This window comes from Streptomyces uncialis, from assembly GCF_036250755.1.
In the GTDB taxonomy this organism is placed as follows: domain Bacteria; phylum Actinomycetota; class Actinomycetes; order Streptomycetales; family Streptomycetaceae; genus Streptomyces; species Streptomyces uncialis.
In genome coordinates this window covers 5,222,043-5,244,570 of record NZ_CP109583.1, presented here as the reverse complement: position 1 = coordinate 5,244,570, position 22,528 = coordinate 5,222,043, and the positions used below count along the sequence as shown (strand labels likewise).

General features: G+C 67.7%; 22 protein-coding genes. 9 read left to right on the top strand and 13 right to left on the bottom strand.

The window, feature by feature from the left end; all coding sequences use genetic code 11:
- The first annotated feature begins 82 nt into the window (after positions 1-82).
- On the top strand, positions 83-1,477 hold the full coding sequence (gene nhaA, locus OG711_RS21810; RefSeq protein WP_329560129.1) for a Na+/H+ antiporter NhaA: 1,395 nt from the start codon (positions 83-85) through the stop codon (positions 1,475-1,477).
- A gap of 64 nt (positions 1,478-1,541) precedes the next feature.
- Here nhaA and OG711_RS21805 read toward each other — a convergent pair whose 3' ends face one another.
- From OG711_RS21805 to OG711_RS21790, 4 genes are all read right to left on the bottom strand, one after another.
- On the bottom strand, positions 1,542-2,807 hold the full coding sequence (locus OG711_RS21805) for a tyrosine-type recombinase/integrase (protein ID WP_329560128.1): 1,266 nt from the start codon (positions 2,805-2,807) through the stop codon (positions 1,542-1,544).
- Positions 2,808-3,054: 247 nt separating this feature from the next.
- Positions 3,055-3,306, bottom strand: coding sequence for a helix-turn-helix domain-containing protein (locus tag OG711_RS21800; RefSeq protein ID WP_266517181.1), 252 nt, complete (start codon positions 3,304-3,306; stop codon positions 3,055-3,057).
- 250 nt (positions 3,307-3,556) lie between these two features.
- Positions 3,557-5,314, bottom strand: coding sequence for an ATP-binding protein (locus tag OG711_RS21795; protein WP_329560127.1), 1,758 nt, complete (start codon positions 5,312-5,314; stop codon positions 3,557-3,559).
- A 121-nt stretch (positions 5,315-5,435) separates the two neighbouring features.
- Positions 5,436-5,918 carry a hypothetical protein gene (locus OG711_RS21790; RefSeq protein ID WP_329560126.1) on the bottom strand — a complete coding sequence of 161 codons (483 nt, stop codon included), beginning with the start codon at positions 5,916-5,918 and terminating at the stop codon, positions 5,436-5,438.
- A 230-nt stretch (positions 5,919-6,148) separates the two neighbouring features.
- Between OG711_RS21790 and OG711_RS21785 the strand changes: the two genes are divergently transcribed.
- From OG711_RS21785 to OG711_RS21760, 6 genes are all read left to right on the top strand, one after another.
- Positions 6,149-6,976: a GntR family transcriptional regulator gene (locus tag OG711_RS21785; protein ID WP_329560125.1), complete on the top strand. Its 828-nt coding sequence runs from the start codon at positions 6,149-6,151 to the stop codon at positions 6,974-6,976.
- A 22-nt stretch (positions 6,977-6,998) separates the two neighbouring features.
- Positions 6,999-7,502, top strand: a complete 504-nt coding sequence (locus OG711_RS21780) for a nucleoside deaminase (protein ID WP_329560124.1) — start codon at positions 6,999-7,001, stop codon at positions 7,500-7,502.
- Positions 7,503-7,711: 209 nt separating this feature from the next.
- The gene (locus tag OG711_RS21775; protein WP_329560123.1) at positions 7,712-8,287 is read left to right on the top strand and encodes a hypothetical protein; all 576 of its coding nucleotides are present in this window, start codon (positions 7,712-7,714) and stop codon (positions 8,285-8,287) included.
- A gap of 3,378 nt (positions 8,288-11,665) precedes the next feature.
- Entirely contained in the window at positions 11,666-12,151 is a 486-nt protein-coding gene (locus tag OG711_RS21770; RefSeq protein ID WP_073795422.1) for a phage holin family protein, read from the top strand.
- Complete coding sequence (locus OG711_RS21765) at positions 12,148-13,095, top strand: alpha/beta fold hydrolase (RefSeq protein ID WP_073795425.1); 948 nt, start codon at positions 12,148-12,150, stop codon at positions 13,093-13,095. The genes OG711_RS21770 and OG711_RS21765 overlap by 4 nt, the downstream gene beginning before the upstream one ends.
- A 111-nt stretch (positions 13,096-13,206) precedes the next feature.
- Entirely contained in the window at positions 13,207-13,398 is a 192-nt protein-coding gene (locus OG711_RS21760) for a hypothetical protein (protein ID WP_073795427.1), read from the top strand.
- Between the two features lie 548 nt (positions 13,399-13,946).
- Here the strand turns inward: OG711_RS21760 and OG711_RS21755 are convergent.
- The 7 genes from OG711_RS21755 to OG711_RS21725 all read right to left on the bottom strand — a co-directional run bounded on the left by OG711_RS21755 (position 13,947) and on the right by OG711_RS21725 (position 19,496).
- Positions 13,947-15,149 carry a MarP family serine protease gene (locus OG711_RS21755; protein ID WP_073795430.1) on the bottom strand — a complete coding sequence of 401 codons (1,203 nt, stop codon included), beginning with the start codon at positions 15,147-15,149 and terminating at the stop codon, positions 13,947-13,949.
- A 149-nt stretch (positions 15,150-15,298) separates the two neighbouring features.
- Positions 15,299-15,988: an NUDIX hydrolase gene (locus tag OG711_RS21750; RefSeq protein WP_073795433.1), complete on the bottom strand. Its 690-nt coding sequence runs from the start codon at positions 15,986-15,988 to the stop codon at positions 15,299-15,301.
- Between the two features lie 271 nt (positions 15,989-16,259).
- The gene (locus tag OG711_RS21745; RefSeq protein WP_405673944.1) at positions 16,260-17,120 is read right to left on the bottom strand and encodes an endonuclease III domain-containing protein; all 861 of its coding nucleotides are present in this window, start codon (positions 17,118-17,120) and stop codon (positions 16,260-16,262) included.
- A 107-nt stretch (positions 17,121-17,227) separates the two neighbouring features.
- Positions 17,228-18,142, bottom strand: coding sequence for a JmjC domain-containing protein (locus OG711_RS21740; RefSeq protein WP_329560121.1), 915 nt, complete (start codon positions 18,140-18,142; stop codon positions 17,228-17,230).
- A gap of 567 nt (positions 18,143-18,709) precedes the next feature.
- Entirely contained in the window at positions 18,710-18,949 is a 240-nt protein-coding gene (locus OG711_RS21735; RefSeq protein ID WP_329560120.1) for a DUF397 domain-containing protein, read from the bottom strand.
- Between the two features lie 137 nt (positions 18,950-19,086).
- Entirely contained in the window at positions 19,087-19,335 is a 249-nt protein-coding gene (locus OG711_RS21730; RefSeq protein ID WP_329560119.1) for a hypothetical protein, read from the bottom strand.
- 14 nt (positions 19,336-19,349) lie between these two features.
- Positions 19,350-19,496 carry a hypothetical protein gene (locus OG711_RS21725; protein ID WP_329560118.1) on the bottom strand — a complete coding sequence of 49 codons (147 nt, stop codon included), beginning with the start codon at positions 19,494-19,496 and terminating at the stop codon, positions 19,350-19,352.
- Between the two features lie 419 nt (positions 19,497-19,915).
- Between OG711_RS21725 and OG711_RS21720 the strand changes: the two genes are divergently transcribed.
- Together OG711_RS21720 and OG711_RS21715 are read left to right on the top strand one after the other, a co-directional pair.
- Positions 19,916-20,740, top strand: a complete 825-nt coding sequence (locus tag OG711_RS21720) for a helix-turn-helix domain-containing protein (RefSeq protein ID WP_329560117.1) — start codon at positions 19,916-19,918, stop codon at positions 20,738-20,740.
- The gene (locus tag OG711_RS21715) at positions 20,737-20,946 is read left to right on the top strand and encodes a DUF397 domain-containing protein (RefSeq protein ID WP_329560116.1); all 210 of its coding nucleotides are present in this window, start codon (positions 20,737-20,739) and stop codon (positions 20,944-20,946) included. Before OG711_RS21720 ends, OG711_RS21715 begins: the two co-directional genes overlap by 4 nt.
- A gap of 319 nt (positions 20,947-21,265) precedes the next feature.
- Here OG711_RS21715 and OG711_RS21710 read toward each other — a convergent pair whose 3' ends face one another.
- The gene (locus OG711_RS21710) at positions 21,266-21,583 is read right to left on the bottom strand and encodes an HNH endonuclease (RefSeq protein ID WP_329560115.1); all 318 of its coding nucleotides are present in this window, start codon (positions 21,581-21,583) and stop codon (positions 21,266-21,268) included.
- A 61-nt stretch (positions 21,584-21,644) separates the two neighbouring features.
- The gene (locus OG711_RS21705; RefSeq protein WP_329560114.1) at positions 21,645-22,511 is read right to left on the bottom strand and encodes a hypothetical protein; all 867 of its coding nucleotides are present in this window, start codon (positions 22,509-22,511) and stop codon (positions 21,645-21,647) included.
- Between the last annotated feature and the right edge of the window lie 17 nt (positions 22,512-22,528).

The following is a 22,528-nucleotide window of genomic DNA, read 5'->3' as shown; positions in this document are numbered from 1 at the left end:
GGTGCGCCGGGAAGTCTGGTCGGCAATGTGAGTCGGCGACCCCGCCGGCTCCGTCAGCCGACACGCCCTGGAGGTCCGCACCGTGACCGCGCCGCACACCCCCCGCAAGCTCTTCGGACGACTGTCGCTCCCCGAGCGGAACTTCGTCGCGGAGGCGCTGCGGACCGAGACGGTCGGCGGTGTCCTGCTTCTCATCGCCGCCATCACCGCGCTGGTCTGGGCGAACACCCCGCTGCGGGACAGCTACCAGAGCGTCAGCGACTTCCATATCGGCCCCGCCGCCCTCGGCCTCGACCTCTCGATCCGGCACTGGGCCGCCGACGGGCTCCTCGCGATCTTCTTCTTCGTCGCCGGGATCGAGCTGAAACGCGAACTCGTGGCAGGCGATCTGCGCGACCCCAAGGCCGCCGTACTGCCCGTGGTCGCCGCGCTGTGCGGCATGGCCGTCCCGGCCCTGGTCTACGTCGTCACCAATCTCGCCGGCGGCGGCTCGCTCAGCGGCTGGGCCGTCCCCACCGCCACCGACATCGCCTTCGCACTCGCCGTGCTCGCCGTCATCGGCACCTCGCTGCCGTCCGCGCTGCGCGCGTTCCTGCTGACCCTCGCCGTCGTCGACGACCTCTTCGCCATCCTGATCATCGCGGTCTTCTTCACCAGCGAACTGAACTTCGCGGCCCTCGGCGGCGCGGTCGTCGGCCTGGTCCTCTTCTGGCTCCTGCTGCGCAAGGAGGTCCGCGGCTGGTACGTGTACGTCCCGCTGGCGCTCGTCGTCTGGGGCCTGATGTACAACAGCGGCGTCCACGCGACGATCGCCGGTGTCGCCATGGGCCTGATGCTGCGCTGCTCCCGGCGCGAGGACGAGAAGCACTCCCCCGGTGAGCACATCGAGCACCTCGTACGGCCCATCTCGGCGGGACTCGCCGTACCGCTGTTCGCGCTGTTCAGCGCGGGGGTGCCGGTGTCCGGCGGGGCGCTCGCCGAGGTGTTCACCCGGCCCGAGACGCTGGGTGTCGTCCTCGGGCTGGTGCTCGGCAAGGCGGTCGGCATCTTCGGCGGCACCTGGCTGACCGCCCGGTTCACCCGCGCCTCGCTCAGCGACGACCTGGCCTGGCCGGACGTGTTCGCGGTGGCGACCCTCGCCGGCATCGGCTTCACCGTCTCCCTGCTGATCGGGGAACTCGCCTTCGCCGACGACCCCGCGCTGACCGCCGAGGTCAAGGCATCCGTACTGGTGGGCTCCCTCATCGCGGCCGTCCTCGCGGGCATCCTGCTGAAGGTCCGCAACAACCGGTACCGCACCCTCTGGGACGACGAGAATCGCGACGACGACCTGGACGGCATCCCCGACGTCTACGAGCAGGACAACCCGGAGTACCACCTCCGGATGGCCGCGATCCACGACCGCAAGGCCGAGGAACACCGCAGGCTTGCGAAAGTGACGGCCGGGGCAGGCGACGGGAGCGACAGTCCGGCATGATCTGAGCCCAATACGGGCCGAACAGGCCCCCTACCAGCGTGTTTCTTGCCGGTAGGGGGCCTGTTCATGCCGCCTGGGCCGTCCCTGGGCCGTGATCACGGGAACCGTGCTCCCCGTAGACCTGATTCACCGCCTTGCGGGTGCGCCCCTCGCTGCTCGGCATGAGGTGCGTATAGGTCCGGAGGGTGAATCCGGGGTCGCTGTGCCCGAGGTACTGGCTCAACGCCTTGATGTTCTCCCCGGCATCGAGCAGGACCGACGCGTAGAAGTGCCTCAGCGCGTGCATGCCGTGCTCGGGGGCCTTCGCGTGCCTCTCCCCCCGCTCCGGCACCGGAATGACCCCCACAGCGGCCAGAGCGGGTTTCCACGCCCGGAGGTTGAACGCGTTCCGCCGTACGGCGTGCCCGTCGCTGTTGGTGAAGAACAGCTTCTTGGTCACCGGCGCCCCGTCCGGCTCGCACCACGGAAGCGTGATCGCCACCGGCGGGTACACGGTCATGTGCGCGGCCAGGGCGGCGCCCACCTCACTGGGGAAAGGAACGTCACGCTCCTTCCCGCCCTTGGGCGGAGCGAACACGGGCTTCCCCCGGACCAGCTTGATTTGGTAGGCGACGTGCAGCCAGCCCCCCAGGAAGTCGACCTCATCGACGGGAAGCCCGAAGACCTCGCCCTGCCTCAGCCCACAGCCTCCGCCCAGGTCGACACCGGCCCGGTACCGGCCGGGCAACGCCTCGCGCACCCCGAACACCCACTCGGCGGGCCACGGCTTCACACGGGTCGGGGAGGGCTTGGGTGCCTTCACGGACTCGGCGCGGCAGGGGTTCTTGAGCAAGAGGCCATCGTCCACAGCGGCCGTGAGCACAGCCGAGACGTTGCCGAAGATGGCACGGCGGTAGGAAGCCGCAGGGACAGTGTCCTCCAGGACACGCACCCACGCCCGGATGTGCTCCGGCCTGAAGGAACCGAGCGGACGACTACCGATGTGCGGGTAGGCGTGCAGCCTGAGCCGCATCTCGACAGCCTGCCGCGTCGCGATGTCGGAGGTCTGTGCGGCAACCCACTTCACGGCGTGCTCCTGGAACGTGGTCCGCGCCGAACGGGGGTCGACGTACTGGCCCGTGGCCATGTCCGTCTCGGTCTTGCTCAGCCACTTCTCAGCAAGTCGCTTCTGTCCGTCGCGGAAGCTCTTGGACTTCTCGGTGCCGTCGGGGCCGATGTAGCGGGCGCGGTAGCGGAGGCCGGTGCCGTAGCGGTCACTGCGTTCCTTGACGGGCTTGTGGTCGGGGCCGGTGGTGGTCTTGTACCAGCGGTCCTGGATGTGGCCAGCCATGTGGGCTGTGTCCCTTCGGGTTGGGGCGGACACGCCGTGCGGGTGTCCGTGCGGGTGTCCGTGCGGGGTGTGCGGATGCCGTGCGGGCTGCGTGCGGCTGGGTGTGCGGGTGGGGGTGTGACGCACCGGGTCACGCTGGTCAGCGCCCTGGTGGGCGGCAGTGCGGGCGAGGGTGTGGCGGGGTGCGTCACGGCGTCACGGTCGGGGTGTGACGCCGTGACGCACCCGGGTCACGCTGGTCAGTGCGTCAGGCCACGAGCCGGGCAGCGGGGTCGGTGGTCTGTGCTGCCTCCCACGCCGCTACGGCGGCGGGGTTGAAGCGGATGTACTTGCCGACGCGGAAGCCGGGCGGGCCGATGCCCTTGCGGCGCCAGGCGTAGACCGTTTCGACGCTCGGGAGGCTGAACATGGTGACGAGGTCGTCGGGGGTCAGGTAGCGGTCGGGGAGTCCGGCGCGCAGGGTGTCGCGGGGGTCCGGCCGGCGCTTTGGTGTGGTCATGGTGGTGGTGACTCCTCGTGTCCGTGGTGCGGTGCGGGGGGTCGGTCCGGGGTGCCGTCCTAGAGAGTTGGTGCATCGCAGCGTCCGCAGCGCTCCAGCGTCCGCACGGCCGCGTTTACGCAGGTCAGGCAGGGCGTTAGGGGTGGACGCTGGTGTGGACGCTGTGGGTGCGGGACGGCTTCAGCGTCCACAGGTTCCGGGGTGTCCGGGCCGCTGGCGTGCGGCCCGGACACCGGGTTGCCGGGCCGTGTCAGGGCTGGTCAGGCGGGGTGCTGCCCTGTCCGAGGGGGGCGACGCCGGGCCAGAGCGGGCCCTGTTCGGGTGCGGACGCTGTGGACGCCGAGGGGTCGTCGTCGGGGGTGCGGGCGAGGGTGATGAGCCGGTGACGGTGGCGGTCGCGGCTACGCTGCGTGTCGTCCACGGTGATCCCGATGGACCGCAGGAGCGGGGCCAGCCGCTTGACGCGTCCGCTGGCGCGGGTGGCGTCCTTGGGCCAGTTCGGGGGCCGGATGAGCGGCGCGGGCAGGATGTCGAGCAACTGGGCCGCTGTGCCCTGCCAGGTGCCTGCCTGGTCGACCAGGCGGGCGATGGCCATGGCGAACGGGTCGCCCTCCATCGCGTCGGTGGCGACGTTCGCGGAGGTGGCGAGGTAATCGTCCAGGGTGTGCCAGCCCTGGGTCTGGTCGACCGCGGCGAGGACGCGGGCGAAGTCCGCCATGCGGGGCATCGAGTCCAGCCGCACCGAGGGCAGGACCGCCAGCACACAGGCGAGCACATCGAACAGGGCCCCGAGGACCGCCGGGCGGTCGGCCTCGAACGTGGCGTCCAGTTCCTCCTCCGAGCGCCGCTCGGAGGAGTCGATGAGTTGCAGGTCGAGCATGAGGACGCGTTCGGCCAGGTCCCCGGCCAGAGCTCCCGCGTCGATCGTGGTGAGGGCCAGTACCCGTTTGAAGGTGAGGACCACCACGTCGTCGTCGGTGTACAGGGCCCGGTCTACGACCCCGTCACCGGTCACCGCCTTGCACAGGGTGTCCGACAGCCACGGCGGGATGACGCTCACGTTGTCCAGGCACAGCGCCCATGAGCTGAACGCCTGCCGTGACCACGCTTTCTCGTCCCGTGGCTGGCTGCGCTTGGCGGCCGGTGACGGGTCGATGAGGTTGATGAACATCTGGGCCGCCTTGGACTTGCCGGTGCCCTGCTCGCCCTTGCACACCAGGGCCGGGTGGGGGATGTCGGGAATCCACGCGGCGACCAGCCAGGCGACAAGCTGGCGGAACGCCGACCCGTCCATGTTCAACAGGGCATGGAGCCTGGCCAGGCCGTCGCCGTCGAGCACCGGTTCCGGCATCGGGGCCATCGCCCCGGAGCGGCGGAACAGCACCGGGGCCCGGTCGACCACGTTCCATCCGGTGGCGGTGACGACGACCGCACGGCCGTCGACGGTGCCCAGGTCCACCGCGATCCCACCCCCGGGCACGCTCCCCACCCGCAGGTGAACGGGTACGGGGTCGCTGTCCTCCGCGATGCCCTCCAGCACCGTCATCGCATCGGCCAGGGCGGATTGTGAGGCCACCTCGCCGGGGTAGGCGTCCGCGAACCTCCGGGCCAGCCGCTGACGCAGTCCGCCCTTGTTCCGCAGCGGCAGGGCGATGTTCGGCCCGTCCACCGCCACCGCGTACGGACGCCCGTCCGGCGACATGACAAACCGGTACTCCCCGCGTGCCATGGCCACGATCCGCGCGGCGGCGGGCGGCTTCTTGCCCGACTCCTCGACCGGACCCGACCCCCGACCGGCACCGGCCGACCGACTGTTCACGGGCCCGCTCTCGATGTTCAGGGGCCCGTCCACGGCGTTCACGGGCTCGCTTCGGGTGTTCGCGGTCGGGGTCGATCCGTTCACGGGGGCAGGTCGATCGTTCACGGGGGCGGGTCGATCGTTCACGGCGATCGGGCCGGTGTTCACGGTGCCGTTCACGGCGTTCAGGGGCTTGGGGGTGGTGTTCATGCCGCCTCGATTCCGCGCACGTGGGGAGCCGTCCGGGCGCCCGGTCGGAGGGGGCGAATGCGCAGGTCAGCCATAGACCGTTCCCCCTCCGGGACACCGGGTCGGGTTGCCGATCGGGCCATCAGTAGATCCGCCCCTGGTGTGCGGCGATCGTGGCCGCCCCGTGAACGGGGCACACCAGGCCGAACGAAAAGTCGGGGTCGCAGTCGGGGAAGTCGATCGTGGCCGTACCCCCGCACGGGCACTCCCCGTCGACCTCGATGTCCCGACGGTTGCGGACCAGCGTTTCGGCGCTCATCTCGAAGCGCCACAACGAGTTGGCGCTCATCTGGGACGCCCACTCCAGACGTCGACCGTTAGGGAACCGCTGCTCGTGCCGGGCCTGCACCGCCGAGGGCATCACACGGGCGACCTCCAGCGCCCGGTGGCCCGAGTAGAAGCGGGCCCACCGCCGCATCTCGTTCATCCCCAGCCGCTCGACACCCTGCACAAGCCACGCGGCCAACTGCTCAGGAGTGCAGCGCCGCCGCTGGTTCGGCATGCCCGAGACGTACAGCGCCACCGTCCGCTCCGCGCTCGTCAGACTCCCGAGATCAACAGTCACGCTGACCTCAACCGTCACCGCTTCAGCACGCCGCTCCACAACAGTTCCAGGCATGATGGACACACCCCTTCGAGGGTCACGGGAGCGGCTGTCTGCTTGGCGGTAGGAGCCGCTCCCAGTTCGGACTCGCAGGTTTGTGGGCAAACCCGCGAACTAGGCAGGACATTAGCCACCCGGAAGGTCGGGCGCAAGTGTTTGCCCACAAACCCGCGAAGTTGCATCATGGGGACATGGAGCCTCGCCCGACGGAAGTACCTCGACCCATTCAGTTGCAGATCGCAGACGCCATCCGCATGCGGATCGAGCGGGGAGACCTGCGGCCAGGCGACTCCCTACCGACCCTCGCTGAGCTGTGTCAGCAGTGGTCCACCTCGATGAACAGCGCTCGGGGAGCCGTCGCGCTCCTCAAGGCTCAAGGGCTCATCACCGCCGGCCGCGGCAAGGCCCCAAGGGTGCGAATCCCCCCGGCGCGAGTCGTTCGCTCCTCCGAGCGACACCAGGCGGAGAAAGACCTAGCGGCGCAGCCCGAAGTGGAACGTGCGGCCGTTGGGGAAGCCGAGACGAACCTTGGGATGTCCATCCAGGACCAGGACTTCAGAACCGAGTACGACATCATCACGATCGAAGCTGAGCTTGCCCAAGCGCTGGGAGCCCCCGAGGGCTCAGCGGCGCTCAGGAGGCTCTACGAATCCACAGATCGGCGCACTGGGAATCTTCTGTCCCACAGCACGTCGTACATCCCGGTCGAGCTGTTGGAGGGGAACCCGGACCTCCTTGACCCGAGCAAGGAACCCTGGCCGGGGGGCACCATGCACCAGTTGTCCACCGTGGGCATCGAGATCATGACGGTGGTAGACGAAGTCACCGGACGCATGCCTACCACTGTGGAGGCTCAGACATGGGGCCTACCCGATGGAGTCCCATTGCTCATCTGCCGTCGGATCTCGCTGGACGAGTCCGACCGGGTGGTTGAGGTCTCGGATGCGGAGTATCCGGCCGACCGAACGGAACTGCGCTTCGTGGCCTCCTTGAAGCCGTGGACGCACCACAAGTCATGAATAACCGGAGGGAGCTCCACGCATGGCACCCCAGCTCAACAGCGCCGACGAGCGGCATCTGAAGCGCGCCATTGAACTCTCGCAGCGCTCACTCGATAAAGGCGGCACTCCTTTCGGGGCTGTCGTCGTAGTTCAAGGGCAGGTAGCCGGAGAGGGAACCAGCAGTGTGGTTGAGCTGCGGGACCCCACCGCGCACGCTGAGGTGATGGCACTGAGGGAGGCCGGTTCCAAGCTCGGGCGACACCTCATGGAAGACGGCGTCATGTACGCGAGCAGCGAGCCTTGCCCGATGTGCCTCGTGGCTTGCTACTGGGCCCGTCTGCCCCGACTCGTCTACGGAGCGACGAGTACGGACGTGGCAATCAGCGGCTTCGAGGACGTGCAGTTCTACCGCGAATTGGCGGAAGCGTCTGAGCGCCGGACCCTCATCACCTCCGTACAGAGCGAGGCTCTTCGAGGTCAGGCCACCGAAGTACTCGGCGCCTGGGTGAATCAGCTGCCGGAGCCTGTCGAAGCCAAGTTGTGATTGATGCTGGCGTGGCGGGTCCCATTTGACCCACCACGCCAGTTTTCTTTATTTCTAGATGGAGTGGGGATTCAGTGGGCAATAGGGATGATTTTTCCGCTGCCAGCAAAAAAGCCGTGGCAAACCGAGCGGGGAATCGTTGCAGCAATCCAACATGCCGACTCCTCACCAACAGGCCAGACCCTGTACATATTGACAAATTCCTCAATTTGGGAATCGCAGCCCACATCAGAGCAGCAAGTCAGGGAGGTCCCCGCTTCGACGCGTCAATGACTCCCGAACAGCGGAAATCTCCGGAAAACGCAATTTGGCTTTGCCTCAGCTGCTCAAAGATAATCGACGCCTCACCAGACGCCTTCACAGTAGATGGACTACACGCCTGGAAAAAGAACGCAGAGATAATGGCTGCCCGTGACTCCAAAATAACTAGCGATCACGTTGGAATGCTACTCGTCGAGGTCGAGACAGCCCGGATAGAAATCCTTGGATTCTGCGCACACTGGCAGGCCTTCGACCCTTCCAACACCCGACACCCACAGTTGTCGTTTTGGCAGAGGGCAGAGCTGCACACAAATCACACATCTGCCATGAGGGCTGCATATCACGAAGGAATTGCACCTCGCATTTCCGCCGTTCTAACATCAGCTCAACTGATCCTCGGACCCGACAGCAGGGAAGTCGTCAAGCTGGCAAAGGAATTCGAATACGCTGAAACCAATTACCTCTCAATGATTGAATGCGCTAAGGCCCTGCAGAAGGTGAAAGACGTGCTTGCATTGCGCTAGAGATTGCGTCAACTACTTCTGATTTGCATACCAGTGTGGGGATCGGCCTTCGGCCGTGCGTTCCTTGACAGCGAGCTGCGCTCGCGCGCGGTCCGGCCGGAGGGCCCTCCCCTGCTCGGCGCTCTGCGGGGAGCAGCACCCCGAGGACGGCATTCCAGGGGGCGGGGCCGCTCGGGGCACCGCCCACCTCCCCCCTTGGAAGGCCAGACCGTGGCGCTCGTCATAACGGTCACTGTGCGTTCTGGGGAGGGGAGCCAGGGAGAAGGGCGGGCAGTGGCTCTGCTGGGGGTTTTGAGGGCGTCGCGGGCTGCCTCACTGCCTCCCCAAATAGGGGTCTGCACTGGTCAGGCTGGGGCGGCGCCGTTGGGGAGGCGGTAGGGGAGAACTCCCCGCCTCCCCAATCGCCTCCCCACACGAAACGTCACCATCCGGAGCGTCGGACCGCGCTCCTCGATGCCCTCGCGGACTCAGGGGGCAAGGGCCACAGAGCCACGTGGGAGGGGGGATGCAGTGGCCGGTGTCCTCACAAGCGCGAGGGAGGGCCTTGGGGTGGCGACAAGCAAGAGGAGCACCCCACGCCGCCCGGGGTGCTCCTCTTGCTTGTGCGGCCCCGGCCATGCGCCCCTTCAGGCGTGCGTTCGACCTCCGACCCGGCATCCCCCCTCCCACGTGGCTCTTTCCCTCGCAGACAGGCGAAGAGGCCACCTCGCCTGGTCCGGCGGGGGTGGCCTCTTCGCCTGTCGCAGAGCTCCCCACAGGCGGCTGGAACACCGAAAGCGAAATGCGGCACCCCCGGTTCCGATGCCCCCGGGACGAGAGACAGCGTCCGCAGCGTCCGCACCGCCGCTCCCTAAGAGCCGTCCTGACCTGCGGAAACACCGGCACGTAACTGAGAGTGCCCGGACGCTGCGGACACTGGCGGACGCTAGGCAATTCTCTTAGCGTCCGCATCATCACCGCAGGTCAGACGGCATATCGATCTTCTTGCGGACGCTGCGGACACTGTCTCCCTCTAACTCTCTAGTAAGAGAAAGAAGTCAGCGAAGCGGAACCGCTCCACCACCTCTTAGGAAACGGGGGCCACGGTCTGGCCTTCCAAGGGGGGAGGTGGGCGGTGCCCCGAGCGGCCCCGCCCCCTGGAATGCCGTCCTCGGGGTGCTGCTCCCGGCAGAGCGCCGAGCAGGGGAGGGCCCTCCGGCCGGACCGCGCGCGAGCGCAGCTCGCTGCCAAGGAACGCACGGCCGAAGGCCGATCCCCACATCCCTGGCACGTGGTTGAAGACGCTCTTCAGAGAGGGGGCGCCGACGCGTGCTCATGCCGTCGCCCCCTCTTGAAGAGCATCACCATCACCCCGGACAGTCCGCAGGCCGCTCCACAGCCTGTGGGCGAGCCAACGTGGGCGAGCCGAAGGGCGTCGCCGAAGGCGTCCCCACACGTCTGTGTCAGGCACGGCCAGGCCAGGCGTCACACGACTGTCAGGGCGGGGTGTCAGACACCCTGACACCCGCTCCCGCCTAGAGGTTCCGGTGTCACGGGGACGTGACGGTGTCAGACGTCAGACAGGTGTCAGGCCCCGAACAGAACAGACAAGAGGAGCACCCCCGGGCGGGGCACCGGGTGCTCCTCTTGCCTGTCCGCCCCCGCTACTGGCTACTGGCTACTGGCTACTGGAAAACGGCCTGTTCACAGGCTCCGTGCAGCCCCTGAGCCCCGTTCTACTGGTTAGTGGAAAGGTTTCCACTAACCAGTAACCAGTAGAACGCGTGGAGCTACTGGGGAACGGGGAGCGCCCCAGTACCCAGTAGCGGCCCTAGGGGGGCGTACAGGGCCCCTGAACAGGCATCCCCCAGTGGGGACCCCACTACCCACTACCCAGTACGCCCCACTAGATCAGCCACCACGACCGCACCGGGCAGGCGGCAATCCGGGTCCGGAGCGGGGGCGCGACGACCTGTCACCCCGCCTGTCATCCACCTGTCACCTGTCACCTGTCTGTCACCTGTCACCCCCAGGTCAGAGGCATGTTCCAGCGCCAGAACAGGCCCACGACACCCCGAGCGTGACAGGTGACAGGCGGATGACAGGTGACAGGGCCAGCCCGTCCGGACCGGCGACAGGCGAAGCCGCAGCCGCGGCCGCGGCCGCGGCCGATGATGACCCGGGACACGGCTTTTACCGGCCCCGCTCGATGGCCGCACGGCACTCGGCCGGCGGGAGGCCCACCGCCCCACCGGCCCCGGGTAAAAGCGGCTTGTCGCTTGTCGCTTGTCTTGTCGCTTGTCACCCACCAGGTCAGACCACCCCACGCACCAGGCCCTCCCCCCGCTTGTCGCCTGTCGGGCGACAAGCGACAAGCGACAAGCCAGGGCCCGGAACCGCAGCACCGGAACCAGCGGAACCGGGGTCCGGAACCACCGGAACCACGCTCGGTTCCGCCGGTTCCGCCCCCCGGTTCCGCCCCGAAGTCCACCCGCCCCCAACCCACGGAAGCACGGGGTCAACGTCGGTTCCGGTACTGGTTCCGACGGTTCCGGACCCCGGTTCCGGCAACCGCCACCACGACCTCCCACGGACACCTCCCCCACGGAGGGAGGCAGGCCACCACCCCCGAAAGTGCCCCCTGAACGCCGCTTCGGGCCCCTTCACGGACCCGCCTCCCTGCCTCCCTGGCCTCCCTAACCGGCGGTAGACGCAGGTCAGCGTGGGGAGGCACGAGAGGGAGGCGGACAGGGAGAACTCCCTGCCTCCCTGGCACCTCCCTGCCCGCCTACCTCCCCCAAACAACCCCCACCACGCCCCTGGGACGACAACACCCGGACCCCCTCTACCCCCCCTACCTCGCAGGTCAGACCCCACTACCACCCCCTCTACCGGGGTAGAGGGGCCCCTCTACTTCGAGAGGTCGGGTAGAGGGCAGGTAGAGGGGGCGCTTGCACGGGTGTGATCCGGGGACAGGTAGAGGGGGCCCCTCTACCTGCGAAGTCGCCACCAGGACCGGCGCGGGTCCGGGCCGCCTGTGGGCCGTCCGAGCACGACCAGCAACGGTCGACAACGACCAATGACGACACCTTGGCCGCAGCTCAGAAGCAGGTGACATGACCTACCCCCAGGTCGGGCAGAAGCCCCGACAGTCCGGCATGATCTGACATCAAAGCGTCATCACCGCGGAACCCCGGCCGCCCCCGGGACCCCGGCCCCCGGGCCGGGACCGCACCGCCCGGTCCGTGGCCCCGGACGGCCTCATCGCCGGGGCACCGGATTCGCGGCGGCGATGACGCGCGTGGTGTCCGGCTCCCCGGACGCCGCGGATGTGAGGATCAGCCGCAGCAGCGCTCGCAGCCCTGAGGCTCCGAGCAGCTCAAGGAGAGGAAGAACGCGATGAGCGCACCCGACGCCCCCGTCGGCGCCGAACGCAGCCTCGGCACCCTGGTGGCCGGCGCCACCAGCGAGATGTCGGCACTGGTGCACGACGAGATCGCCCTGGCCAAGGCCCAGCTCCGGCAGGACGTCAAGCGCGGCGCCTTCAGCGGCGGCGCGTTCATCGCCGCCGGGACCGTGCTGCTCTTCTCCCTGCCGATGCTCAGTTTCGCCCTGGCGTACGGCATCCAGGCGTGGAGCGGCTGGCACATCTCCGTGTGCTTCCTGCTGTCGTTCGCCGCGAACATCATCGTCGCCGCCGTGCTCGGGCTCATCGGTGTGTCCTTCGCGAAGAAGGCCAAGAAGGGCAAGGGCCCGCAGAAGGTCGCCGCGTCGGCCAAGCAGACGGCCGCCGTGCTCCAGCACGCCAAGCCTCACCCGCGCCCGGCACCCAAGGACGACGAGTTCCTGGAAACACCCGAGCTTGTGGCACGCTCGACCTCATGACGGACCCCGCCACACCTCCGGCGCAGCCTCCCTCGGTCGTACGGATCGAGGGCCCATGGACCCACCGCGACGTCGCCGCCAACGGCGCGCGTTTCCATATCGCGGAGCTGGGTGACGGGCCGCTCGTCCTGCTGCTGCACGGCTTCCCCGAGTTCTGGTGGACCTGGCGCCATCAGCTGGTGGCGCTCGCCGACGCCGGGTTCCGGGCCGTCGCGATGGATCTGCGCGGGGTGGGCGGCAGCGACCGCACCCCACGCGGCTACGACCCCGCGAACCTCGCGCTCGACATCACCGGGGTTGTGCGGTCGCTGGGCGAGCCGGACGCGGCCCTGGTGGGCCACGACCTCGGCGGCTATCTGGCGTGGACGGCGGCGGTGATGCGGCCCAAGCTGGTGCGGCGGCTCGCCGTGTCCTCGATGCCGCATCCGCGCCGCTGGCGCTCCGCGATGCTGTCGGACCCGCGGCAGACCGCGGCCGGGGGCCATATCTGGGGATTCCAGCGGCCCTGGCTGCCGGAACGTCAGCTCGTCGCGGACGAGGGCGCCCTGGTGGGGCGTCTGATCCGGGACTGGGCGGGGCCCGGGATCGGCGAGTTCCCCTCCGACCCGGTGGTGGAGACGTATCAGCGGGCCATGTGCATCCCGTCGACGGCGCACTGCGCGGTCGAGCCGTACCGGTGGATGGTGCGGTCGCTGGCGCGGCCCGACGGTATCCAGTTCAACCGGCGGATGAAGCGGCCGGTGCGGGTGCCCACCCTGCATCTGCACGGCTCCCTCGATCCGGTGATGCGGACGCGGAGCGCCGCGGGCTCCGGCGAGTACGTCGAAGCGCCCTACCGGTGGCGGCTGTTCGACGGGCTCGGGCACTTCCCCCATGAGGAGGACCCCGTGGCGTTCTCCACCGAGCTGGTGAACTGGCTGAAGGACCCCGAGCCGGACCGCTGACCCCCGCCTCCGGGAGCAGCCGTGTGACGTCTGGCCAATTGCCTCCCGCATAGGCCGATTGGGGGCGCTCGGCACGATTACCGACCTTGGACCCCGGGCACACGTCGGGGTATGGGCTGGACGCACGACCACAGTGACACTGCACGCGACCGCCGCTCGGCCCCCGGGCGGGGTGCGATGCGGCGGAGCGGGGCACAGGACGTGAGCGGGGGTGGCGCCACCGCGGAGGCGATCGGTATCCCCCGCATTCTGCGGCGCCGTGCGCGGTGGGTCTCGGCCCGCTTGCGCCACACCAGAAGCTGAGCCCCGTGCGGGGAGCCCGACGGTTCTTGCGCGGTTCCCGTGCGGGCGGCTCGACGGTTCCCCCGTGGTTGCCCGCGCCCCTGGGTCTTCCCGGCTGAGCGCGGTTGTCCCTGTACGGGTCGTTCGTGGGTGCGCAGTTCCTCGCAGGTCGCCTTCGCTTGCGCTCCCGAGGTCTGTCCGGCTGGGCGCACCTGTTCCCTGCGCGGGTCGTTCGTGGGTGCGCAGTTCCTCGCGCCCCTGGGTTCGCCCGGCTGGGCGTACGTGTTTCCTGTGCCGTCGCTCGCGGGTTTGCGCAGTTCCCCGCGCCCCTTTGGGGCGCCCCTGTCGGTTCTTCGGGGTGGGGGTTCCGCAGCTGACGGACGAGCCCCGGAGGCTGAGGCGCCCCCGAAGGGGCGCGGGGAACTGCGCGAAAGACGAGGGCGGACCCGCACCCGAAGAGCGACTGTGATGGGGCAGCGTCCAGGGGCGCGGGGAACTGCGCACCCCACGGGCGACCCGCACCGGGACAAGTACGCCCAGCGCGGGGAACCCCGAAACCGAGCTGGAAGCTACAACGCGCAGCTGTCGCTGTCGACCTCCTGCTGGGACATCCGGCCGAGCCGGATGTCCTCCCGCACCTCGTCGGCCGTCAACGCGTACCCCGTATCGGGGTCGTCCAGCGACTTCGCGAAGATCACCCCGTACACCCGCCCGTCGGGCGTCAGCAGCGGTCCCCCCGAGTTGCCCTGACGGACGGTCGCGTACAGCGAGTAGACGTCGCGGCGGACGGTGCCCCGGTGGTAGATGTCGGGGCCGTTCGCGGTGATGCGCCCCCGTACGCGCGCGGGGCGCACGTCGTACCGGCCGTTCTCGGGGAACCCGGCGACGATCGCGCCGTCCCCGCTGACCGCGTCCTTGTCGGTGACGAACTGGAGCGGGGGCGCCTTGAGGTCGGGCACGTCCAGCACCGCGATGTCCCGCCGCCAGTCGTAGAGCACGACCTTCGCGTCGTAGAGCCTGCCCAGACCCCCTATCTGCACCGTGGGCTCGTCGACCCCTCCGACGACATGCGCGTTGGTCATCACCCGGCGGTCGGCGAACACGAAGCCCGTGCCTTCGAGGATCTTGTCGCAACTGCTCGCCGTGCCGAGGACCTTCACGATGGAGCGCTTGGCGTTGGTGGCGACGGCGCTGCTGGCGAGGGCCTCGTCGGGCGGGCTGACCTCGGTGATGGGCTCGTTGGAGAAACGGTTGAAGACCTGCGGGAAACCGTTCTGCGCGAGGATCGAGGAGAAGTCGTCGAACCAGGTGTCGGCCTGGTCGGGCAGCGTCTCGGAGATCCCGAGCAGCACCCGGGAGCCGCGGACCTCCTTGCCGACCGTGGGCAGCGTCGTACCGGCGAGGGCCGAGCCGATCAGCCAGGCGACCAGCAGCATCGCCAGGACGTTGACCAGGGCGCCCCCGGTGGCGTCCAGGACGCGCGCGGGCGACCAGGTGATGTGGCGGCGCAGCCGGTTGCCCAGGTGGGTGGTGAACGCCTGGCCGACCGACGCGCAGACGATGACGATGACGACGGCGACGATGGACGCGGTGGTCCCGACCTCCGCGTCGTCCGTGAACGCGTCCCAGACCACCGGCAGCAGATAGACGGCGACGAGCCCGCCCCCGAGGAAACCGATGACCGACAGGATGCCGACGACGAATCCCTGGCGGTAGCCGACGATCGCGAACCACACGGCGGCCACCAGCAGCAGGATGTCCAGCACATTCACCGTTTCACGCCTCGCATTGCCTCGCCGTCCGCCATTTCCGTGCCGTGGCCGGGCCCGCCGGGGCCCCTGTCGCGCACCGCACGGTCGCCCACCTTGTCACGCACGGGTCCGCGCGCGGGCGCCCCGGGTCCGCGCGGGCGCACCCAGGATCACGCGCGCCAGTCGAGCGGGACCTGTCTGGAGCGGTCCCACGGGCGCTCCCAGCCCGCGTAGTGGAGCAGCCGGTCGATGACACCGGCGGTGAAGCCCCAGACGAGAGCGGACTCCACGAGGAAGGCCGGACCGCTGTGCCCTGCGGGGTGGACGGCGGTGGCCCGCTTCTCGGGGTCCGTGAGGTCGGCCACGGGGACGGTGAACACCCGGGCCGTCTCGGCGGGGTCCATGACCCCGACGGGGCTGGGCTCACGCCACCAGCCGAGGACAGGGGCGACGACGAAGCCGCTCACGGGGATGTACAGCTTGGGGAGCACGCCGAAGATCTGTACCCCGTGCGGATCGAGACCGGTCTCCTCCCACGCCTCGCGCAGCGCGGCCCGCACCGGGCCCTCGCCGTGCGGATCGCCGTCGGCGGGGTCGAGGGCGCCGCCGGGGAACGAGGGCTGGCCCGCGTGCGACCGCAGGGAGCCCGCGCGCTCCATCAGCAGCAGCTCGGGGCCCCGGCGCCCCTCACCGAACAGGACCAGCACCGCGGACTGACGGCCCGCGCCGTCCTCGGGCGGCAGGAATCTGCTGAGCTGGGTGGGCTCGACGGTCTCGGCGGCCCGGGCGACGGGGGCGAGCCAGGGCGGAAGACCGCCGCTGTGGACCTCCACAGCGCCCTGGAAGGGCCCGTAGGCCATCTCCACGGCTCCCGGGGCGGGCGCGGAACGGCCCACCGGGCGCGCTCTGTGACCCGGCCCCGGACGACCTGGCCCCGGGCCCGCACGGCCGTTCCGGGACGTGTCACGGTCGGCGCCGCCGCGCGCGAGATCCCGCTCGCCGCCGAAGTCGCCGTTGCCTGTGTGCGTCATGGGCACCCCCGTCCATACGACCTCAACGCCCACGCCCCCGCGGATGGTTCCGCCCTCACCGGACCCGTACGCACCGCCCGGCGCACGGGTGCCGGTGCCGTCATCCGGCCGTCCCGGAGGCGGTGGCCGCACCGAGCGGGGGCGCGGGCAGACCGCCCGCCTCCAGATACTCCTTCGGCGGGTTCAGCCGCTGGCCCGGGTAGCCGCCCTTCTCGTACTTCAGCAGCTTGCGGGCCTTGTCCGGGTCGGTCTCGCCCTCCCCGTACGCAGGGCACAGCGGGGCGATCGGGCAGGCGCCGCAGGCGGGTTTGCGGGCGTGGCAGATCCGGCGGCCGTGGAAGATCACCCGGTGCGACAGCATCGTCCAGTCGCTCTGCGGGAAGAGCTCGCCGACCGCCGTCTCGACCTTGTCCGGGTCGGTCTCCGCGGTCCACTTCCAGCGCCGCACCAGCCGCCCGAAGTGCGTGTCGACGGTGATGCCAGGCCGCCCGAAGGGGGTCTGCACATTAGCACCATGGTCGCCAGCACCCGCCCGGCACTCGTCACACGCGCACGCGTTGCCCATCACAACGAACGCTGTCTTACGGCCGACACCAGGGAGTTTCACCATGTCAGCGAGGGTGCGCGGCACCATGCCGTCGTAGTCGGCCACGATGACAGCGGCTAGGCCGGTGATGCTTCGGGTCTTGGCCCGGAAGAACCCCGTAGGACGGATCAGAGCCTCTACGTCCGCAGTCTCAGCCCCGGCGAGATCAGCGGGACGGAGGTACTTGTCGAACAGTCCGGGCGTCACCTGGTTTACCCGTAGGTCCGTCGTCTGCGCGCTGAGCACCGTTGCTACCAACAGTTGCCACGCGTTCACGAAGTCGAGTTCGCAGTGCGCGTACGGGTAGGTCTCGGCAAGGGCACGGTTGATGCGTCGTGCTCGCCGTACGAGAGCTAGCCGGGTCTCTTCCGCCATACCTGCCAGCGTACGGGGCAGAGAGGGCCGGTATGGCCCGTGTGTGGGCATGAGAGCGCCCCGCCCGTCGACCATGGGGGAATCCGAGGGGCGGGGCCTCCTGGGGTCTAGGTGGTGTACTCCAGCTCGGTGCGCGCGGCCGCACGGACGGCCGTGACGTGCTCGTGCGGGTTCAGCGTCTCTAGGTACTGGATCAGCCGTGCCCGGGTGTCTTCGAGCCGCGCGGCCAACCCTGCTCCGTGGATTTCCGAGGGCATGACCAGGGCGCGGAATTCCGCCTGTTCGATCAAACCGGCGGTGAGCTGTTCGGCCAGCCAGAGCGGGGTTCGCTCCCGGATAGCGAATGTAAGGTGGATGCTGCTTTTGCTGGCGGTGCGCGCATGCGGGTTGTGTACCCATCCGCGCGGGAGCAAGAGGGACTGCCCCGGGGCCAGATCGACGGTGTGGTCCGGCCCGCTGGCTTCCCATTCCGCCCGCCAGCGTTCATCCCATACGCGTGTGGACTCCGCGTATGTCCGTACCGGGTCCGGGAATTTCGGTTTCCAGAGTTCCCATGTCTTCGTGCCCGCGATCTGCACGATGATGGCCATTTGCTGATCCCAGTGATGCCGGAGCCCCTGACCGCCCGGAGGGGTCAGGAACGCGTGCACGTAGTTGGAGAATCCCGTTTCCTGCTGAATTTGGTGTGTCACTGCGTGCAGGAACGGCACGACCCTTTGCAGGTTCCCCAGCCGGATGGTGAAACCCTGTTCGTAGTACCGCCTGAGTTTCTTGCCGTCTGTTCGGCCGTTGGTCTTGTATCCGGCCGGGTTGATGCTGGGGCGGGGCGGGTTGGCTCCGTGGTTCATGACAGCGATTTCGTCAGCGGGTACGCATCCGCTGAACGCCCATGTCTCGAAGAATTCGGGTGTGATGCTCCGGTCTATGGGCGAGGGCTCCCGTTCGTATACGCGGGGGTCGTCCGGCCAGGACTCGATCAGGTCGTGCACGCCGTTTTCGGGGAGTAGGAACCGTAACGACATGACGGGATCTCCTTCAGTCGGGCGGATTCATGAGGGTGGGAGCGGGCACGGGATTTCGGGGTGGAAATGATTCGGACAGCACACGGCGGCGAATGACGTCTTGGAACCACTCTGAGTCCAGTAACACCAGTGGATATCCGTTCCGCCGGGCAGGCGGTCGCACGCTCCTGCCTTCCAGCGCTCTCGATCGACGTACGCTTTCAACCCGTCTTCGCGTTTCATCGGCGGGTTCTTGTCGTACTGCGCCATCAACCACGAAACGGCTTCGGCTACGTCCGTCCACGTCCGACTAGCTGAAGTCTGGCTGCGCTTCAACAGCCAGTGGCCAGTCATGAGGGGCGGAAGCTTGGACGCGATAAAGGCTTGGGTGTGAGGTTGGTTGAGCGCCAAACCGGGGCGGCGCAAGGATTCGTCTGCGTGCTCTCTGCCGCTTCCCGTCCACACGTACCCGTGCCAGTGTCCGGGCGTGTTGGTGTGCCATCCCATGGTGTGACTTTCCGTTCGGCCAGGGCGGGCCGCCCTCAAGTCCGTTGAAGACGGCCCGCGTTGATGCGAGGGGGCCTCAGACTAGGCCGTCAGTCCCCGTTCGCGGACCCACTGAACGGCCAGCGTGTCCATCTCGGAGCCGGTGAACCGCAGCTCCACACCGCCGGAGGCCTCTTTGGTGTCACGGACAACGAATGCGTCGGCACCGGGGATAGCGGCAACCTTCGCGCACGTCTCGTTCTCGCCGCCGAGATTGCCACCGCAGTAGGTCGTGAAGGCGGCCCCCTCGGTGGGGAGGGAATACAGGTTGGGCGTCGCCATTTTCCTTACCTCCGTACATCGCAATGCGGAGATTCGTTCCCCGCGCCGTTGTGCGCTATCTACCCGCCCACAAGGCGGGGGCTTGCCCCCACCCTCACCGGGAATCCGAATTCGGCTACGTCCGGCGGGGTAGAAGATCAGAGGTTAAGGCGGTCCAGTACGGCGTTCACCGTGGCCGTCATCCGCCGCGCTTCATCCAACGTGATCAACCCGAGCGCGATCCGGTAATCGTCCAGGTGGCAGCGGTCGCACGGGCGGTCAATGCTGATCCCATCAAAATCAACCTCAACCCGACGGAGGGCATTGACGAAATCTGTGGCTACCTCCTCGGCTGCGACGCGTTCGTCATCCACCCAGTAGGAAGGGCCGACAGGCGAGAAGTCCATGCAGGGGTTCCCTTTCAGAGTTGGCCGGTAGCGGCGAAGGTGATGATCAGCGCGCACAACGCGGTGACGGTGGTGACGAACACGAGCCACCCGAAGCGGTTGGCCCACTGAACAACCTTGCGTCGCCGTCGGTTTCGTCGTCTGCGAGTCGTTGCCGTCATGCCATGCCCTCCGTGTCTAGACACCCGTTCTTGCAATCCGTCCAGGGGCACGGCACGTGCATGGAGCCACGCGGGAGATAGACCACACCTGACGCAACGTCCAGGGCGCCCCCGAAGGGCGTCCACCAGCCTTCGGGGCTGTCTTCGTACGCTGTGCCCGCGAAGGGGTCCACGGGGGCCTGCTCAACGTGTCCCAGTGCAGGGGTGCGTGTTGGCGCCACGTCGGCGCTGGGGAGTAGGGCGCAGCGCTCTGTGCCGCTGATGTGGAGACCCCTGGTCATCCGGCTACCTCCTTCCCCGGTTTCGGCGGGTGACCAGATGAGCACAACTAGAGCTAGCTGAACGGACTTTGAACGGCGTCTCTCACAGTCTCGAACATCGTTCGATGCCACGCCGACGCCAACGCAGGAGGTCAGAACATGAACGAAGACGGCGCCGCAGAATTTTTGACTCCCTTTGAGACTTTCGGTGCGGACGTAAGGGAGATGCGGAAGGCGCGCAAGATGACAACCACAGGGCTTGGCACAGCCGTTGGATACTCAGCGGCGTATGTGTCCAAGGTGGAGCGCGGCAAGATGGAGCCGAGCGAGAAGTTCGCTGTGGGGTGTGACCGCGTCTTCGGCACTGGGACGTTGCTCTACCGGCAGTACGTACACGCCCTTGAGGGCGACCACCCGTCATGGTTCGTGCCGTATCTCCAACACGAACGCAAGGCACAGCGGATCTTCGACTACTCCACGCTGTACCTAATGGGCCTGTTGCAGACACCGGAGTACGCCCGTGCGCTGTACCGCATGAGCGTCCCTCGTCTGACTGCCAGCCAGGTAGACGCCAAGGTCGGCGCAAGGATGGCACGGCGAGAAACTCTTGACCGCATCGATCCCCCCGCGCCTGCCCTGTGGGTGGTGGTCCATGAGGCGTGCCTACGGGTAGAGGTAGGCGGTAAGGGCGTGATGGCACGGCAGCTCCAGAGCTTGATGGAAGACGCTGAGCGGCCGAATGTCTCTCTGCAACTTCTCCCGTTTTCGGCTACACCGGTCACAAGCCGCCCGTTCACACTGTTGACCTTCGAGCGCGCGCCTACGGTGCTCCACGCTGAAGGTCCGCAAGGTGGACGGCCGCAAGATGCACCCAAGATCACGTCCGGCGCCATGGAGACTTACGATCGACTTCGGGCGGAAGCCCTAGGACAGGACAAGACGCTTCGCCGCATCCGCACAGCCTTTGAGGAGTACACGCGATGACCAACACTTCCTCCCTGACCACGTGGGTCAAGTCCACATACAGCGACCCCAACGGGGGCCAGTGCGTCGAGTGGGCGCCCGCGCACGCATCCGCTACCGGCGCCGTTCCCATACGGGATAGCAAGTGCACCGACGGCCCGGTCCTCATGGTGTCGAGCAAGGCGTTTGCCGGACTGGTGACGCTGGCGAAGCGCGTGGAGCTGTAGGCCGCGCGCACCAGAAAAGCCCCCTTGAACCCCGCCCCTTTCTGCCGCTGAGGGGCGGGGTTCGCTATCTACGCGACAGGCACGGGGCCGGTGTCGATATCACGCGCTGTGAGAGCGGGGGAGAGGTCGGCCTTGCCTTCCACGGTTGGACGACTTGGTAACTCGTACAACTTGTGACCTGCTATACGCTTGCGGTCCGGAAGAGGGCCATAAAGGGGTCACCCCCCACCCCCTCACCTTCAAATCCAAGGCGGCTTCCCGCGCCGGCATTACGTAGAGTTACATCGGCTTTTACCTTGACACAGCGCGAAGCATGTGATCACCAGGGCGAGGGTGCCGCTTCCCGCTGGTCACGCCTGATATGTGTTTTCGGCAAAGGCTTGGCGTTGGCCCGTGCGGCCCGAGACTCGGCTTGCGTCTTCCGCTTGTGGCACCAAGTGCACAGTAGCTGCAAGTTCTCCATGCTGTGGTCCGCACCGGGGCGGATATGGTCCACCTGCGTACCCGGGTAGGTGCAGGGGGCACCCTCAGACAGGACCCCCCTACAAAAACCCCTATCCCGTCGAATAACCCGCTGGCGCAGCGCCGCCCAATTGGGGGGTAGTTCCGCGCGCCGGTTACTGGACTTCCAAGTCATAAGCGCCGGTCCCTCCCATGGCAGCGGGGCCGGTGTATATCCGGGCCGCCCCCGCCACTGCTCAAATCAGTCGGGTACTGATGATGCCGTCACGGGGCACCATGTAATTCTGCCGATCAGCCGTCCCCTTGATGTTGTCGGCTACCTCCTCGGCTGCATCCGCGATCTCTTCTAGTGGCAGCGTCAGGAAGTCGCCGGACAGTAGCGGATCGGTCGCGCTGACCTGTCGGCCGAGAACCCCAAGAGCATTTTCTAGATCAGCCTGCGCCCATCCGGTACTACGAATTGGGAGGTAGCTGTAAGGCTCCTCCGGGATAGCGTCTAGGTGGTTAACCGTAAGGTCGTGCAACGTGCCATATCGGCGTCGCGTCTCGCTTACAGCACCGGCGATGATGCTGTACGCCTCGGCAGCCTTTGCCCGCTGCTCCTTGAAAGCCGCAATCACGGAATCGCGGTAAGGGGCTAGGAACTTCTGGTCACGCCAGAGCGCGTCATAAGCCGACCGAGCCTTACGCAGATCGGCCACAGCATCCGTGAGCACGAGAGAGCAGCTCTCTAGCTGCGTCTCGGCGTCCAGAATTGCAGCGGCCACGCTCGGAGCCTTCTTGCCCGCACGGATTGCCTCAGCACCCTTGCGGACAGCGTTAACGCGTACCGACTCCGCCTCACCTTCTAGGGTGTGCCAGCGCTCGGAAAGTTCCTCGCAATCCTCGTACGCCTTTCGGACTCCGTCCCATCGTTCCGCCGCAATAGCGGGCGCGAGATCACAATGCAGCGGGCCAGAGCCGAGGGCTAGAACGCTATCGGTGAGAATTTCATCGGGGTGCTTAGCCCGGTTCACCTTCCCCTCTAGCTCAGCGACACGGGCCTTAGCGGCGTCGGCCGCATTCAGTGCGATGCGGACGTTGCCGGGAGCAAGTTCAAACATTGGGTTTCCTCTCGGGT